At 34.9% G+C, this 14,560-nt stretch carries 14 protein-coding genes; 1 reads left to right on the top strand and 13 read right to left on the bottom strand.

Annotated features, from left to right (window positions below):
• Window positions 1–271 precede the first annotated feature (271 nt).
• Window positions 272–469, top strand: a complete 198-nt coding sequence (locus tag ABH960_RS24420) for a hypothetical protein (protein WP_061690213.1) — start codon at window positions 272–274, stop codon at window positions 467–469.
• Window positions 470–910: 441 nt separating this feature from the next.
• On the opposite strand, the gene ABH960_RS24415 is transcribed toward ABH960_RS24420, so the two are convergent.
• From ABH960_RS24415 to ABH960_RS24355, 13 genes are all read right to left on the bottom strand, one after another.
• Window positions 911–2,851: an AMP-binding protein gene (locus tag ABH960_RS24415; protein ID WP_404448927.1), complete on the bottom strand. Its 1,941-nt coding sequence runs from the start codon at window positions 2,849–2,851 to the stop codon at window positions 911–913.
• Between the two features lie 49 nt (window positions 2,852–2,900).
• Window positions 2,901–4,442 carry an acyl-CoA carboxylase subunit beta gene (locus ABH960_RS24410; protein ID WP_404448925.1) on the bottom strand — a complete coding sequence of 514 codons (1,542 nt, stop codon included), beginning with the start codon at window positions 4,440–4,442 and terminating at the stop codon, window positions 2,901–2,903.
• 2 nt (window positions 4,443–4,444) lie between these two features.
• Window positions 4,445–5,233, bottom strand: a complete 789-nt coding sequence (locus ABH960_RS24405) for an enoyl-CoA hydratase (protein WP_113936467.1) — start codon at window positions 5,231–5,233, stop codon at window positions 4,445–4,447.
• A gap of 4 nt (window positions 5,234–5,237) precedes the next feature.
• Complete coding sequence (mvaB, locus tag ABH960_RS24400; RefSeq protein WP_002017011.1) at window positions 5,238–6,149, bottom strand: hydroxymethylglutaryl-CoA lyase; 912 nt, start codon at window positions 6,147–6,149, stop codon at window positions 5,238–5,240.
• Window positions 6,150–6,170: 21 nt separating this feature from the next.
• Complete coding sequence (locus ABH960_RS24395) at window positions 6,171–6,386, bottom strand: acetyl-CoA carboxylase biotin carboxyl carrier protein subunit (protein WP_001985297.1); 216 nt, start codon at window positions 6,384–6,386, stop codon at window positions 6,171–6,173.
• A 26-nt stretch (window positions 6,387–6,412) separates the two neighbouring features.
• Window positions 6,413–7,750 (bottom strand): acetyl-CoA carboxylase biotin carboxylase subunit, encoded by a 1,338-nt coding sequence (locus ABH960_RS24390; protein WP_404448922.1) that lies wholly within the window; start codon window positions 7,748–7,750, stop codon window positions 6,413–6,415.
• Between the two features lie 15 nt (window positions 7,751–7,765).
• Window positions 7,766–8,911 carry an acyl-CoA dehydrogenase gene (locus tag ABH960_RS24385; protein ID WP_002032227.1) on the bottom strand — a complete coding sequence of 382 codons (1,146 nt, stop codon included), beginning with the start codon at window positions 8,909–8,911 and terminating at the stop codon, window positions 7,766–7,768.
• Window positions 8,912–9,127: 216 nt separating this feature from the next.
• Complete coding sequence (locus ABH960_RS24380) at window positions 9,128–10,096, bottom strand: YbgA family protein (RefSeq protein ID WP_404448920.1); 969 nt, start codon at window positions 10,094–10,096, stop codon at window positions 9,128–9,130.
• Window positions 10,097–10,100: 4 nt separating this feature from the next.
• Window positions 10,101–10,754: a TetR/AcrR family transcriptional regulator gene (locus ABH960_RS24375; RefSeq protein ID WP_404448918.1), complete on the bottom strand. Its 654-nt coding sequence runs from the start codon at window positions 10,752–10,754 to the stop codon at window positions 10,101–10,103.
• A 24-nt stretch (window positions 10,755–10,778) separates the two neighbouring features.
• The gene (locus ABH960_RS24370) at window positions 10,779–11,798 is read right to left on the bottom strand and encodes an ABC transporter permease (protein WP_404448916.1); all 1,020 of its coding nucleotides are present in this window, start codon (window positions 11,796–11,798) and stop codon (window positions 10,779–10,781) included.
• Window positions 11,795–12,520: an ABC transporter ATP-binding protein gene (locus ABH960_RS24365; protein WP_404448914.1), complete on the bottom strand. Its 726-nt coding sequence runs from the start codon at window positions 12,518–12,520 to the stop codon at window positions 11,795–11,797. Before ABH960_RS24365 ends, ABH960_RS24370 begins: the two co-directional genes overlap by 4 nt.
• 184 nt (window positions 12,521–12,704) lie before the next feature.
• On the bottom strand, window positions 12,705–12,956 hold the full coding sequence (locus tag ABH960_RS24360; RefSeq protein ID WP_002017002.1) for a hypothetical protein: 252 nt from the start codon (window positions 12,954–12,956) through the stop codon (window positions 12,705–12,707).
• A 216-nt stretch (window positions 12,957–13,172) separates the two neighbouring features.
• Window positions 13,173–14,015 carry a metallophosphoesterase gene (locus ABH960_RS24355; protein WP_404448912.1) on the bottom strand — a complete coding sequence of 281 codons (843 nt, stop codon included), beginning with the start codon at window positions 14,013–14,015 and terminating at the stop codon, window positions 13,173–13,175.
• Between the last annotated feature and the right edge of the window lie 545 nt (window positions 14,016–14,560).

Raw genomic sequence — 14,560 nt, 5'->3', positions numbered from 1 at the left:
ACTTTCAGTCAATCAGTTGTTGTTATCAAATTGATAACCCTCCTATTTCGTGTTTGCACACTTATGAGGAAACGTGTCGCACAAATAACGCTTTTATTAAGGACTAATGATCTTTATATTTCTTAAGCTTGTCATCACAAGTACTTTTTATTATTAGTTAAATTCTCAATATAGTTTGTGTATATAATTCCATTCAAAGATACATAATACCCACGTAACTATTTAAAAAAACATCGTTTTTATATCTAAGTTCAAAAAGGAGCTACATAACATGGATAAGAAAAATCTATTAAGTCAACAACTTGATTATGTGTCATCGGATGCGCTGAATACTCCTAGTAAAGCCCAAGAGCAAATGCAAGAAGCATCTCAGGAGGCACATGATTCAAATAAAAAGGACAGTACTCAAGCTTTACATGGCGAAGATTTACCAATTTCTGATGTATATAGAACAACGAACAAACAGTAAATTTAAAAGGGAAAAATCTTAAGAACGAGTGAACTTAATTCTTTTCCCTTTTCCTATTTAAATAATATTTTTATATGAAACACGTACACATTTTTGACACATCCACTATCACAATCTCCTGAAAATTCGTGATAATATTAATTTGTCGGATACGCCAAATTTCGACATTGAACGACAATATTATCTCCCTTATCGAATCCCTGTCCCCCAGGGATTTCTCCTTTTATTCATTACTTTTTCTTCACTAAATTTTCATTCTTCACAAAATTCAATCACTCCATTGAATAGACAGTCTCAGTATCCTATTTTGATAAAAACTAAAAACAAACAGACATACTTACCACTAATAGTAGATTTTTTAACTTCAAATTTACTTTTTCTCTCGTATCTTTTTGTGAACATTAAAAATGAGCTCTATTTACATAGAGCTCATTCGTAATGTTATAGTTTGCTAGACTGTAGTCCTTGAATAAAGGGTACTACTTCAGGATTTACTAGTGACGATAAATCGCCTAACTCTTTTCCTAAGTAAGCTGCTTTAATAACACGTCGCATTACTTTAGAATTACGTGTTTTTGGTAAATCTTCTACAACATGAATATCTTTTGGACATAATGCTTTTCCGATATGAGAATTTACTAAACTCATTAATTCTTTCTTTAATTCTGCTGTAAATATTACACCGTCTCGTAATACTACAAAGCAATGACAAACCTCACCTTTAACATCGTCAGGTACACCAATTGCAGCTGCTTCTATTACATTATTATGTTTCACAAGAATAGATTCATATTCAGCAGGTCCAATACGTTTTCCAGCAATGTTTAACGTATCATCTGAACGACCTGTAATGATATATTGTTCACCGTCATAAATGACCCAGTCACCATGAACCCATTTATTTTCAAAGCGTGACCAATATGTGTTTACATAACGTTCATCATCTTCCCAGAAACTTTTCGTCATACCTACCCAAGGTTTTTCTAAACATAATTCTCCGACTTCATCTCGAATTGGTTTACCTCGATCATCAAGTACAACCGCTGCCATTCCTGGTAAAGATGCGTTAAAACTAATCGGTGCGATTGGCTTAATTAGGACATTCCCGAAAATCCCACCTGAAATTTCAGTTCCACCTGAATAGTTACAAATTGGTACTTTACCTTTACCAACTGTATTAAATAACCACATCCATGGGTCTGGATTCCAAGGTTCTCCTGTTGATGCGAATACTTCTAAACTCTTGAGCGAATGTTTATTTACATATTCATCACCTTTTGCCATTAATGCACGGATTAACGTTGGCGAAATACCGAGATGAGTAATTTCATATTTATCAACTGTCTCCCATAAGCGATCTGCTTCTGGGAAGTCTGGAACACCTTCGTACATAACCATCGTTGCGCCATTAATTAAAGAGCCGAATAGTAAAAATGGTCCCATCATCCAGCCCATATCAGTTACCCATAATACGCGGTCGCCTTGTTTTATATTCATTCCAAATCCTGCATCAAATGCAGATTTTAGCGGGAAACCAGCATGTGTGTGTACTGTCCCCTTCGGCTTACCAGTCGTTCCTGATGTATATATAAGCATTAATGGATCATCACTGTTCATTTCTTCAGCATGTATAAATGGTTTTTCTTTTTCTAACGTACTCCATGAAAAATCATAATTATGCGGTGTAAAATCATTTCCTGCATGACGAACAATTACCACCTTTTCAACAGTTGGACAATGTTCACAAGCTTTATCTACTTCATCTTTTAATGAAACAATTTTCCCACGGCGTGAAAAGCCATCTGCGGTAATAATCATTTTTGAACCCGCTGCTTGTACACGTGTCATTACTGCATCCGCAGCAAAACCTGAGAATATTGGTGAAATAATCGCTCCAATTTTCATTACTGCTAACATAGCAACAACTGTTTCAGGAATCATTGGCATGTAAATTGTTACACGATCACCTTTTTCAATACCAGCATGTTTCAAACCGTTGGCAACACGGCTTACCCAGCTATCAAGCTCTTCATATGTAAATGATTTCGAAGTTCCGTTTTCCCCTTCATACATAAGTGCTGCTTGTGTTTTCGTTTTATCGTCTGCAAGCCAGCGAGATAAAGCAGATTCTACAACGTTACAGGTTCCCTCAGTATACCACTGTGCAAACGGTGTACCATTTTCTAAATCTAACACTTCTGTATATGGTTTCATCCACTGATAGCCAACTGCTCTCTCAGCTTCTCCCCAAAACCAAGCTGTTTCTTCAATTGACTTATTATAAAAAGCTTCGTAATCTTCATAGCCTAATGATTTCATCCAACCAAATAAACGCGTTTTTTCTTTATATTCTTCTGTTGGAAACCAAACTGCTTGTTTCAATGTTTTCCCCTCCTTGACTTTTTGAGCAAGAAAGCCCTAAATAGGGCTTTTAAACTGGATATACAGGATGTTTACGATCCGTGAATACTTGATATTTACTCATATACATTTCGAATCGTCCTTTTAACTCTTCACGTAAATTATTTGGATGAACAATACCATCAATCACCATCTCTGATGCTAAACGGTAAATATCAATATCTTTCTTATACTCTTCTCGTTTTTCAGCAATAAAGCTTGCACGCTCTTCTTCTGGTAAAGCTGCAATTTTATTTGCATATACAGCATTGACTGCTGCTTCTGGACCCATTACTGCAATAGAAGCTGTCGGTAATGCTAAGCAGCAATCTGGTTCAAACGCTGGACCTGCCATTGCATATAAGCCAGCTCCATATGCTTTTCGAACGACGATAGAAATTTTCGGTACAGTTGCTTCACTCATTGCAGAGATCATTTTTGCACCGTGACGAATAATTCCGGCACGTTCTACTTTTGTACCAATCATAAATCCAGGTACATCTGCAAGGAATAATAATGGGATATGGTATGCATCGCATAAATTTATAAACTTCGCTGCTTTATCAGCTGAATCGTGGAATAATACGCCGCCCTTCATACGCGGCTGATTTGCAATAATGCCAATTGGCTTACCATCAATGCGTGCTAAACCTGTAATTAGTTCTTGAGCAAATAATTTTTTCACTTCAAAGAAAGAACCTTCATCAATAATTCTGTTAATGAGATCTTTCATATTGAAAGGAGCATTTTGATTTTCTGGAATGATTTCTTCTAACGTTTTATCGAACTGTTTCGGTTCTTGAGGTGTAATCAAAGGAGTCTTTTCTAAATAGTTACTTGGAAAATAAGAAATATATTGTCTTGCTTGCGTAATTGCATCTTCTTCTGTTTTACATAAAACATCTCCGCATCCTGATACTGAGCAATGCATACGTGCTCCGCCCATTTCTTCTAAAGTTACCTTCTCACCGATAACCATTTCAGCCATACGCGGAGACCCTAAATACATAGAAGCATTTCCTTCAACCATCATAACAACGTCACAAAATGCTGGAATATACGCACCACCAGCCGCTGAAGGTCCAAATAATAAACAAATTTGTGGCACTTTACCAGATAATTTCACTTGGTTATAAAAGATCCTTCCTGCACCGCGGCGTCCAGGGAACATTTCAACTTGATCTGTAATACGTGCCCCAGCAGAGTCAACTAAATAAAATAACGGTACACGTAATTTCTCAGCCGTTTCTTGAATACGTAAAATCTTTTCAACTGTACGTGCTCCCCATGATCCAGCTTTTACAGTCGAATCATTTGCCATTACGCACGCAGTACGACCATGTATTTTACCAGTCGCAGTTACAACACCATCAGCTGGTAATCCAGTTTGTTCACAATTTGCAAATAATGCATCTTCCACATATTCACCATTATCGAATAAAAGAGCTAAACGATCTCGAACAAAAAGTTTCCCTTTTGCTTTGTTTTGTTCATGATATTTCGGTGCCCCGCCTTGCTTAATTGTTTCAACCCGTTCTTCAAATGGACTAGATTGTTGTTTTTGATCTAACATATTTACTCCCCCTTATACATTGGTTTGCGTTTTTCCTTGAATGCCTGTAATCCTTCTAATCTATCTTTCGTATCGATTACGCCCTCATACGCCTGTTTTTCCATTTGTAAGCCGGTATGTAAATCTACTTGAATACCATTTGAAATTGCTTCTTTTGCTAATCGAACGGCAATTGGACCATTATTAGCAATTCGATCTGCAATTTCAATTGCTTTCTCTTCTAGTAAATCAGCTGGTACTACGAATTCTACTAAACCATACTCTTTCGCTTCTTGCGCCGAAATACGTCTTCCTGTATAAATTAATTCTTTCGCTCTACCAACTCCAATTAATCTAGGTAAGCGCTGAGTACCACCCGCCCCAGGTATAATTGCAAGGGAAGTTTCAGTGAGACCTAGACTTGCAGTGTCAGAAGCAATTCTAAAATCACAAGCTAAGCTTAATTCAGTACCTCCACCAAGTGCGATTCCATTAATAGCAGCAATAACTGGTTGTGGTAATTGTTCCACCATCTCCATAGTAGAACGAATCATACCCACAGCATGGCGAACTTGTTCTTCACTCATGTTGGCACGCTCTTTTAGATCAGCACCAGCGCAAAATGCTTTTTCGCCATCCCCTGTTAAAATAACAACGCGCGTATTTGATTCTTCGTTTATTTGAGTTAATATAGTTTGTAATTCTTCTAATAATGCCAAGGATAATGAGTTTGCTTGTCTTTCACGATTTAACGAAATCTTTACAACGTGCGGTGTAACATAGTCAACTGAAATGTTTTGTAATTGTAGCATCTTCTCACCTACTTATCGTTTTATGTTGAAGCGCTCTATACACATGACTCGGTAATTGGATATTTAACTTACTTTGAATAAACTGACTAGCTCTCAATAACTTTTCTTCATCAATATTAGTTTGGACTCCCAGCTTATGGAGCATATGCACTAAGTCATCAGTAGCAACATTACCCGATGCTCCTGGTGCATAAGGACATCCTCCGAGTCCACCACAAGAACTATCAAACGTTGTAATACCATATTCTAAAGACTTAACTACATTCGCCAGAGCCATTCCATACGTATTATGAAAATGCATTGCAAACTGCGAAGCATCATACTTCTTTAATAGATGCTCTAATACTTGTTCTACTTGTAATGGATTCGCTACACCAATCGTGTCCCCGAGAGAAACTTCATAAATGCCGTATGAAAATAGTTGATTACATATTTCGTCAACTGCTGTGGCACTTATATCCCCTTCATAAGGACATCCAAATACAGTAGAAACATAGCCTCTTACCTTTTTACCTTCGAACGTTGCCTGTTTTGTTATATCTTCAATTACAGCTAATGCTTCTTTAATAGATTTATTAATATTACTTTTATTGTGAGATTCACTTGCTGATAAAAAAACATTCACCTCATCTACATTTTGCAAAAAAGCTCGTTCCAAACCATTTTGATTTGGAACAAGCGCTGCATATGTAACATTTGGATCCCTTTTTAGCTCAGAAAATACATCACTTGCATCTGCTAATGCAGGAACCCATTTAGGGTGAACGAATGAGGAAACTTCAACGTACGACAATCCCGCTTCTGTAAGTAGTTGAATCCATTTTACTTTATCTTTTGTGCCAACAATCTTTTTTTCATTCTGTAAGCCATCACGTGGCCCGACTTCTTTAATGACAGCAAAATTAGGTAGTTTCAATTCGCTTCCCCCTATATCTCCCTATTCAATTTCTAGTAATACATCTCCTTCATTTACAAAATCGCCTTCTTGTACGTTAATTTTCATAACAGTTCCGGCTTCTTCTGAAACGATTGGAATTTCCATTTTCATAGATTCCAAAATGACGACATCCTGCTCTTCCTCTACTGTATCTCCTACTCCTACAACAATTTTCCAAACATTTCCTGCCATCGATGCATATACTTTCGTCATCATTTTTTCCCCCTTAATATTCATAACTCTTATTTTTTAACAAGTTGTTTCGTTACGAAACCCGTTGTATAAATACCACTTTTGAACACATCGTCTCCGAGTACTTGCAGTAACATTGGTGTGTTTGTTTTAATACCTTCTACTTTTAACTCTTCTAGAGCAATTTTTAATTTTGAAATCGCTTCTTCACGAGTTTCACCATGTGCGATTACTTTCGCAATCATTGGATCATAGAAAGGTGTAATCGTTACTTGATTCTCCAAAAAGTGATCAATACGTATATTTGTCGGTAACGTTAAATTTGTAATTTTCCCAGGTGATGGGAAGAATGTTTTCGGATCTTCTGCATAAATACGAGCCTCAATGGCATGACCACTACGTTTTACATCATCCTGTGTAAATGATAGCTTCTCACCATATGCGATAAGTAATTGTTGTTCAACTAAGTCTAACCCAGTAATTTCTTCTGTAACTGGATGTTCTACTTGTAATCTCGTATTCATTTCTAAGAAATAAAAGTTCTTTTGATCATCTACAAGAAACTCTACTGTACCTGCATTTGTATAACCAAGTGCTTTAGCAGCCTGTACAGCAACTTCTCCCATAGCCTTTCGTGTACCCTCATCTAAAAATGGTGAAGGTGCTTCTTCAATTACTTTTTGATTTCGGCGCTGCACTGAACATTCGCGTTCCCATAAATACACTGTATTACCATGTGTATCTGCTAAAAGCTGAATTTCAATATGATGTGCATCTGCTATATAGCGCTCTAAATACATTTCTCCGTTACCAAAGAAATTTTGCGCTCTTGTTTTATTACTTTCAAATGCTTTGGTGAGCGTTTGCTCAGTTTCCATCAACTGCATTCCAATGCCTCCGCCGCCCGCGGATGCCTTAAGCATTAATGGATAACCAATTTGTTTCGCAATTTCAATTGCTTCTTCAGCAGTTTCAATATTTGTAGTAATTCCTGGAACTACTGGCACATCTGCTGCTTGCATCGCTATACGTGACTCAATTTTACTTCCCATCTTAGTAATGATTTCTTCTGAAGGACCGATAAATACGATTCCTTCTTCTTTACAGCGAATCGGAAAAGATGGATTCTCTGATAATAATCCGTACCCCGGATGGATTGCTTCAGCATTTGTCTTCTTAGCTATTTCAATAATTTTTTCAAGGTTTAAATAGCTTTCTTGGACACGTGGACCGCCTACTAAGTAAGCTTCATTTGCCAATTTTACATGAAGGGCATTTTCATCAGCCTCAGAATAAATAGCAACGGTACGAATGCCAAGTTTTTGACAAGTTTTCATAATGCGAACTGCGATTTCCCCGCGATTAGCAATTAATATTTTTTGAAACATAGTGACTCCTCCTTTTTATCTACATCCTAAATGTCTTGCAATTACGAGACGTTGAATTTCAGAAGTTCCTTCACCAATTTCTAAAAGTTTTGCATCACGAATATATCGTTCAACTTCATATTCGCGCATATAGCCATATCCACCATGAATTTGTACTGCATGATTTGCTATACGACTTGCAGCTTCAGATGCAAACAACTTTGCCATAGCCGCTTCTTTACCGAAAGGTTTATCGTTATCTTTTAACCAAGCTGCTTTATGTACTAAATTACGCGCTAATTCTACTTCAGTCGCCATATCAGCCAATTTAAATTGAATCGCTTGGAAATTAGAAATCGGTTTTCCAAATTGTTGACGTTCCTTCGCATATTGCAATGCACGTTCAAATGCAGATTGTGCAATACCTACTGCTAATGCTGCAATTGAAATACGTCCTCCATCAAGTGTATATAAGAATTGTTTAAATCCTTTATTTACATCACCAAGAATATTTTCTTTCGGTACACGTACACCATCAAGTACGATTTCACAAGTATTAGAAGCACGAACACCCATCTTATCGTAAGGGCTTGAAATCGTTAATCCTTCACTAGTAGTCGGTACGATAAATGCAGAAATACGTTTTTTACCATTGTCTTCAAAACCGTTGATAGCGGTTACAATAATTGTATTTGCATACTCTGCGTTTGTAATCCAGCACTTTTCACCACTAATAACATATTCATCGCCATCTAAAATTGCTTTCGTTTGTGTGCCCCCTGCATCAGATCCAGCATTTGGCTCCGTTAATCCGAAAGCACCTAACGTTTTACCTGACGCCATTGGAACTAAAAATTTCTGTTTTTGTTCTTCTGTACCGAAATAATAAATTGGAGAAGCACCTAATGAAATTGTTGCAGCATAGCTTAAACCTGTTCCACCACAAGCACGACCAATTTCTTCAACAGCTAACGCGTACGATAACGTATCTCCACCTGAACCTCCATACTCTTCTGGGAATGGGATACCTAATAATCCTAGTTCGCCCATTTTTTGAAATGTTTCATATGGAAATTCCGCAGTTTTGTCATAATATACAGCTTTCGGTGCGATTTCCTTTTCAGCAAAATCACGTACCATTTCTTTAATCATTTGTTTTTCGCGAGTTAGAGTAAATTCCATTCCGCTACACACCCCTTATCGAATATTGAGTTTCGACAGCGTGCGAGTTTCTACTACAAACATTACTTCTTAAAAGACATGAATATTAGTTAGACAATTGCTATAATTCTGTCATAACTTAATTTTAAAACAGATTCTGTACCAATGCACAAAAAAATTCCTACATTGTTCTACAACAACATAGGAGGTTTTGTGTCGAATTATGTAATTTATTGTTTAATAATCTCTACCTTTTCCCGAATCAGAAATTTCTACTAACCCTTCAGGGTATGGCTCAAAATATGTTTGTCTTAATAAATACTTTTCATCAAATCGAATGGCCCATGATTTTAAAATTGTAAGCAAACTACTAAGTGGTATTTTCTTTTCTGCATATTTTTGTATCAGTTCTAGAAAATGATCTTTTTCTTGTTTTTTTAGCTTTGTTTTAAAATATCCGAAAATGTGCTCACATACATTTACATTCGATGTATAGCGAGGCGCGCGAATAAATAATTCATATAAAATCTTCTCATAGTTATCAAATACGACTTCAATTGTTTCATTTTTTTGATTTGCAATAATACGCCCTAATTCTTTTTGTTTCAGCTGATTATATGCCATAAATAAATACTTATAATCTGATTGAAACGCTATGAGTTCTTTTATGTTTTTAGTATGTTTAATCATTTTGTAATGCGCGATTGTAAACAATCTTGTAAAGAAATGCTCTCTAATAATAAAATTCGACAATCTACCTTCTTCTTCAATTGGAAGATGCGAAAATTTTTTTATTACTGCTCCGCCAAATAATCCAGTTCCTTTTCCTTTTACTGGCCCTTTTTCAAAACCAGAATAGATTTTCACATCACGAGTTCCGCAACTTGGCGAACGATTCTTCAAAATAAAACCGTCAACTTCAGGTAATGTTTGTAAAAACGCATTTGAAAATTCATTCATTTTTTCAGTTACATCTTCTCGTATTGACGGTTGTACAAGCATATTCGCACCATTTTTTTCTACAATACGTATCGTTTCACGAGGAGTCCCTAAACCAATTTCTACTTCAGGACATACAGGTATAAATGTAACAAATGGCTGCAAGTTTCGAATTGTTAAATCTGGAACCATCTCTCCATTATAACGACAGGCATCAAATTCTAAACATTTACTTACAACAATTATCGGTTTAGCAAATTGTCGCATCACATTACCTCCGTGGCGTTAGTCCATACAATATAAATTGAATCGTATTTTCAATTTCCACTTCATCGTCCCATTTCTCTTCCGGCAATAATAAAAACCTCGTTAAGAGCAACCCTAATACAGCTGATAAAGTAAGACGTAATACGGAAGATGGCGGAAGTTCAATAATTTCCCCTTCTTCTTGAAACTTTACAATCAGCTTTTTAAAATGTACAAGCAGTTCTGTTTCTATTAATTGTTGTATTTCACTTTTTAGTTCCGGCTGAAATGGTACTTCTTGAATTAATATTTTTATCATTGGAAAGTGCTTTTTAGCAAATTCAAATCTATTTTGAATTATTACTCTTAAAAGCACTTCATACGATTCATACTCTGTTTTAAATATTTCTTTTGCAAAGGCTTGTACGAAAAATGGCGCAGCAAACTTTGTTAAGGTCGGCATCACGACTGCAAACAATAAATCTTTTTTCGTTTTATAGTAGCGGAAGATTGTTCCTTCCGCTACACCAGCTCGCTTTGCAATTTCACTCGTTGAAGTTGAGGCGTACCCTTTTTCTCCAAACATATCAACAGCTGCCTCTAATATACGCATTTGACGTTCATTACGTTTATCAGTATTCGTTGCGGCAACTAATTCTTCCAGCCAATCCTTCTTCATTTATTGTGCTCCTTTTTATCATCATTATATTTTGCGATGTTTCTTTAATGCAAATACATTTCCTACTGCAAATAATAGTGAAAAAAGTAGTAATACAGTAAGATCTAATGCAATCTCTGTAAACCCTTGATTCCGAATCATTACTTGTCTCATAGCGTCAGCACCATATGTGAGTGGAAATAATTTACCTAACATTTGTAACCATGTATTCATGGATTCCATTGGAAACAACCCAGAAAAGAAGACTTGTGGCACGATAACAAGCGGTATAAATTGAATCATTTGAAATTCATTATTTGCGTATGCCGATAAAAATGTGCCTAATGTTAGTGCAGTTAAAGAAAGCATACATGTTATAAGTAGCGTTAGCCATATTGAGCCAGCTACATATAAATCTAAAATATAAACTGAAAAACTTACAATTATAATAGATTGTATAAATGCAAAGATTCCAAAACCAATAATATATCCTAAAACTATTTCCCATCTTCTCACTGGTGTGGACAATAACCTCTCTAATGTACCACTTAAACGTTCTCTTACAAAAGATACTCCGGACAATATAAATACAAAGAAAAATGTAAAGAAACCAATTAATACGGGACCAAGCCCATCGAACATCGTAATGTCTTTAGAGCCATGTAAATAATCCACTTCAGGCTTCATCATTGATACATCATTCTTCTCTGTACTCTTTTGCAATACTTGAAGTACTGCACGGTTTTTTGATGAATCACTGCCTTCTAATAGAAGATTCATTTTTCCATTTTCTAAATGAATTACTGCATCTACCTTTTGCTTTTCTAATTCCGAAATTGCTTTGTCTTTACTATATTCATAAATTGATGCTTCTTGATTTTTCATTGCTTTTACTATAGGAGCAGGTACATCGACTACAGCAATATGCGGTATATAGTCTTTTTGTGTAAATACTAGCGATAATAACCAAAGTAATAACATTGGTGCCCCAAACATCATTGCTAAAGAACGCTTATCTCGAAAAAATTGACGAATGATACGGATGACTACACCATTAGCTCTCATGATTCAATCACTCCTTCTAACATAAAGACATCTTCAATTCGTCCAGAAGATGTTTGTTTTTTCAATTCCTCCGGTGTGCCAATCGCAACTAAATTCCCTTCTCTAATTAGCCCTAGACGTTCGCAAAACTCAGCTTCATCCATAATGTGCGTTGTTACAATAATAGTTGTTCCTTTCTTTTTAAGGTCATAAAACTTCTCCCAAATCGATTTTCGAAGTAGAGGATCTATCCCAACTGTTGGCTCATCTAAAATTAATATTTCTGGTTCATGAAGGAGTGCTATCGCCAATGATAAACGTTTTTTCATTCCACCTGAAAAATGCTGTACTTGCTTTTTCATATGCTCTGATAATTGCACAAGTTCAAAAACTTCTACGATTCTCTCTTTCTTACGCTTACCTTTTAACCCATACATCGTTGCAATAAAATCTGCATTTTCATATGCCGATAGTTCTTCGTATAATGCATCAGCCTGAGCCATATAACCAATTCTTTTCATTTCATTTAGATTAGGCATGTTTGTATTAAAAACAATTACATCCCCTGTAGTTGACTCATTAATACCTGCAATCATTTTAATGAGTGTTGTTTTCCCTGATCCGGAAGGTCCAACCAAGCCAAAAATTTCTGCTTTTTCTACTTGCAGCGAAAGGTTATGCAAAACTTCTTTTTTCCCAAAATTTTTTGATACATCTCGTAAAATAATTGAAGGTTGCTGCACTAAAAATCCCCCTTTTCTTTAAAATGAGTGAGTACTCACTTTTATTTTACTCTCGAATTATTATATGTCAAACTTTTCAAACATATATTTTTTCTGTTATTTACTAAATCAATGAAACAGAGTCGACATTAGAATATCTTTTCTTAAAGTCGACTCTGTTTCATTGTAAATTATTCGATTTTTGTTATGTTTTTAAATTTAAATACCTTCTAATTCTAGCAACATCTAAAGAATATTCGATAACTATTTGCTGTATTGGTAATATAACCGTTTCCGGATATAAATGTGCATATTGTAACGTTTCTGCATACTTTTCCAACCGTTTTTCTAAATACTTTACAATTTGCTCAGGATGACTTACTAATAAAGACGTACTATAATAATGAATTTGCTCCTCAATCGCCGTATATTCTTCAATTTCAAATTCTTTATGCATTTGTACACCCCTTTATATTTTTAATATTGCTTAATAATAACTATTTTAACTCGACTAATTTTTAAGTTTTTTGATTATTTACACTATAACAAACTCAATAGGTCAAATTTTGTTACTTTATGTAACGTTGAAAAATTTTAACAAAATTGTAATGGAAACTTGTACTCAAGAAAAACTACCTTTAAATTATTCTCCTGAACAAAAAAGCCATACAGATTAATTTAACTGCACGACTACAATCTCAGGTCTATTAAAAACTCTTTGCGGAATGATACTATTGCCTAATCCTCTACTAACTATCATAGACGTATTTTGTTGTTCATATAAACCCGCTGTATATTTGGGCAGTATTCCTTGATTAGGAGCAACTAATCCCCCGATAAAAGGTAACCGAACTTGTCCCCCATGTGCATGACCCGATAACACTAAATCTACTTTCTCCTCAGCATACTCTTCTAGAAATTCAGGCCTATGGGATAATAATACATTATACCTATCTGGCTGCGTTTCAATTTTTGCTTTTACAATTGCATCTTTTACAATACTTCCTTCATCAATATCTCCAGTATTAAATTCCGGATCATCAATTCCTAACAAGTTTATTTCGTGTCCTCCCTTTTGTATTATTACATGTTCATTTCTTAAAACAGTGACATGCTGTTTCTTTAAATTTTTTTCTAAACTGTTATATTTTCCTGACCATTTTTCATGATTTCCTGTCACAAAATATACCGGATATTCCTTCACAAGTTCTCGTATTACTTGCATACTCATTTCTGCATCGTACGATTTACTGTCTATTAAATCACCCGTAATAGCAATAATATCTGGATTTATGCTTTTTACTTTTTGAATTAAAACGTCTTGATTATCACCAAATTTTTTATTATGTAAATCTGAAATTTGTAGTATTTTATATCCTTTAAAAGAAGAGGGAATTTTACTAGAGGTTATTTTAACCTCAGTTATACTTATTAAATTGTTTTGTAAATATAAAAAGATACTAATGCCTACTAATATACCAATAATTAATATGATTCTTTTAGTCTTCTTGTTCATACTTCCTCCTAAAATCTTAATCAGTACTACAGTTCACAATAAATATTACGTGCCCTTCGCATTCAGAATAACTGAAATTTTTTAATTGATTTGTAGAATTTGTTATAGTTTTATACGCCACTTATAAAATTTTTCAATCGCATGTGTGTATGATGTCATGCTCATTTTTCAGTAATTTTATAGCGGATCACTGGAATCTCTTCATAATATTAACATTTATCTTACTTAGTTTGATAACTATATCATGATAATTCCTATAGTTTTTTATAAAAATATTGTGTACTTTTCTCGAAGTATATACGACATTTGATTACAAATATATTATTACCACTACGATTTTAATTTGTTTAAAACGTACAAAGAGAGAATTGAAACACTAAATTGCCTTATGAAAAGGTATTACTGTATTATTTGTTAGAAAATTGAAAAAACATGTGTAGATAGCTATCATTGTAAGTGCATATATAATTAACTTTAATTTTCTGACATATTTTCACATAATTCTTAAACTAGTTTTTTGCGTGCATTATGAAACAAAATATTGC

Source organism: Bacillus sp. RC252 (assembly GCF_044909215.1).
Classification (GTDB): Bacteria; Bacillota; Bacilli; order Bacillales; family Bacillaceae_G; genus Bacillus_A; species Bacillus_A mycoides.
This window is presented reverse-complemented; position numbering and strand designations above follow the sequence as displayed.

What these genes read in the sequence shown, in the direction of transcription:
- ABH960_RS24420 (WP_061690213.1), top strand. Translation starts at nt 272, where the DNA reads ATGGATAAGAAAAATCTATTAAGTCAACAACTTGATTATGTGTCATCG.
- ABH960_RS24410 (WP_404448925.1), bottom strand. Translation starts at nt 4,442, where the DNA reads ATGTTAGATCAAAAACAACAATCTAGTCCATTTGAAGAACGGGTTGAA.
- ABH960_RS24405 (WP_113936467.1), bottom strand. Translation starts at nt 5,233, where the DNA reads ATGCTACAATTACAAAACATTTCAGTTGACTATGTTACACCGCACGTT.
- ABH960_RS24395 (WP_001985297.1), bottom strand. Translation starts at nt 6,386, where the DNA reads ATGATGACGAAAGTATATGCATCGATGGCAGGAAATGTTTGGAAAATT.
- ABH960_RS24390 (WP_404448922.1), bottom strand. Translation starts at nt 7,750, where the DNA reads ATGTTTCAAAAAATATTAATTGCTAATCGCGGGGAAATCGCAGTTCGC.
- ABH960_RS24385 (WP_002032227.1), bottom strand. Translation starts at nt 8,911, where the DNA reads ATGGAATTTACTCTAACTCGCGAAAAACAAATGATTAAAGAAATGGTA.
- ABH960_RS24380 (WP_404448920.1), bottom strand. Translation starts at nt 10,096, where the DNA reads ATGCGACAATTTGCTAAACCGATAATTGTTGTAAGTAAATGTTTAGAA.
- ABH960_RS24375 (WP_404448918.1), bottom strand. Translation starts at nt 10,754, where the DNA reads ATGAAGAAGGATTGGCTGGAAGAATTAGTTGCCGCAACGAATACTGAT.
- ABH960_RS24370 (WP_404448916.1), bottom strand. Translation starts at nt 11,798, where the DNA reads ATGAGAGCTAATGGTGTAGTCATCCGTATCATTCGTCAATTTTTTCGA.
- ABH960_RS24360 (WP_002017002.1), bottom strand. Translation starts at nt 12,956, where the DNA reads ATGCATAAAGAATTTGAAATTGAAGAATATACGGCGATTGAGGAGCAA.
- ABH960_RS24355 (WP_404448912.1), bottom strand. Translation starts at nt 14,015, where the DNA reads ATGAACAAGAAGACTAAAAGAATCATATTAATTATTGGTATATTAGTA.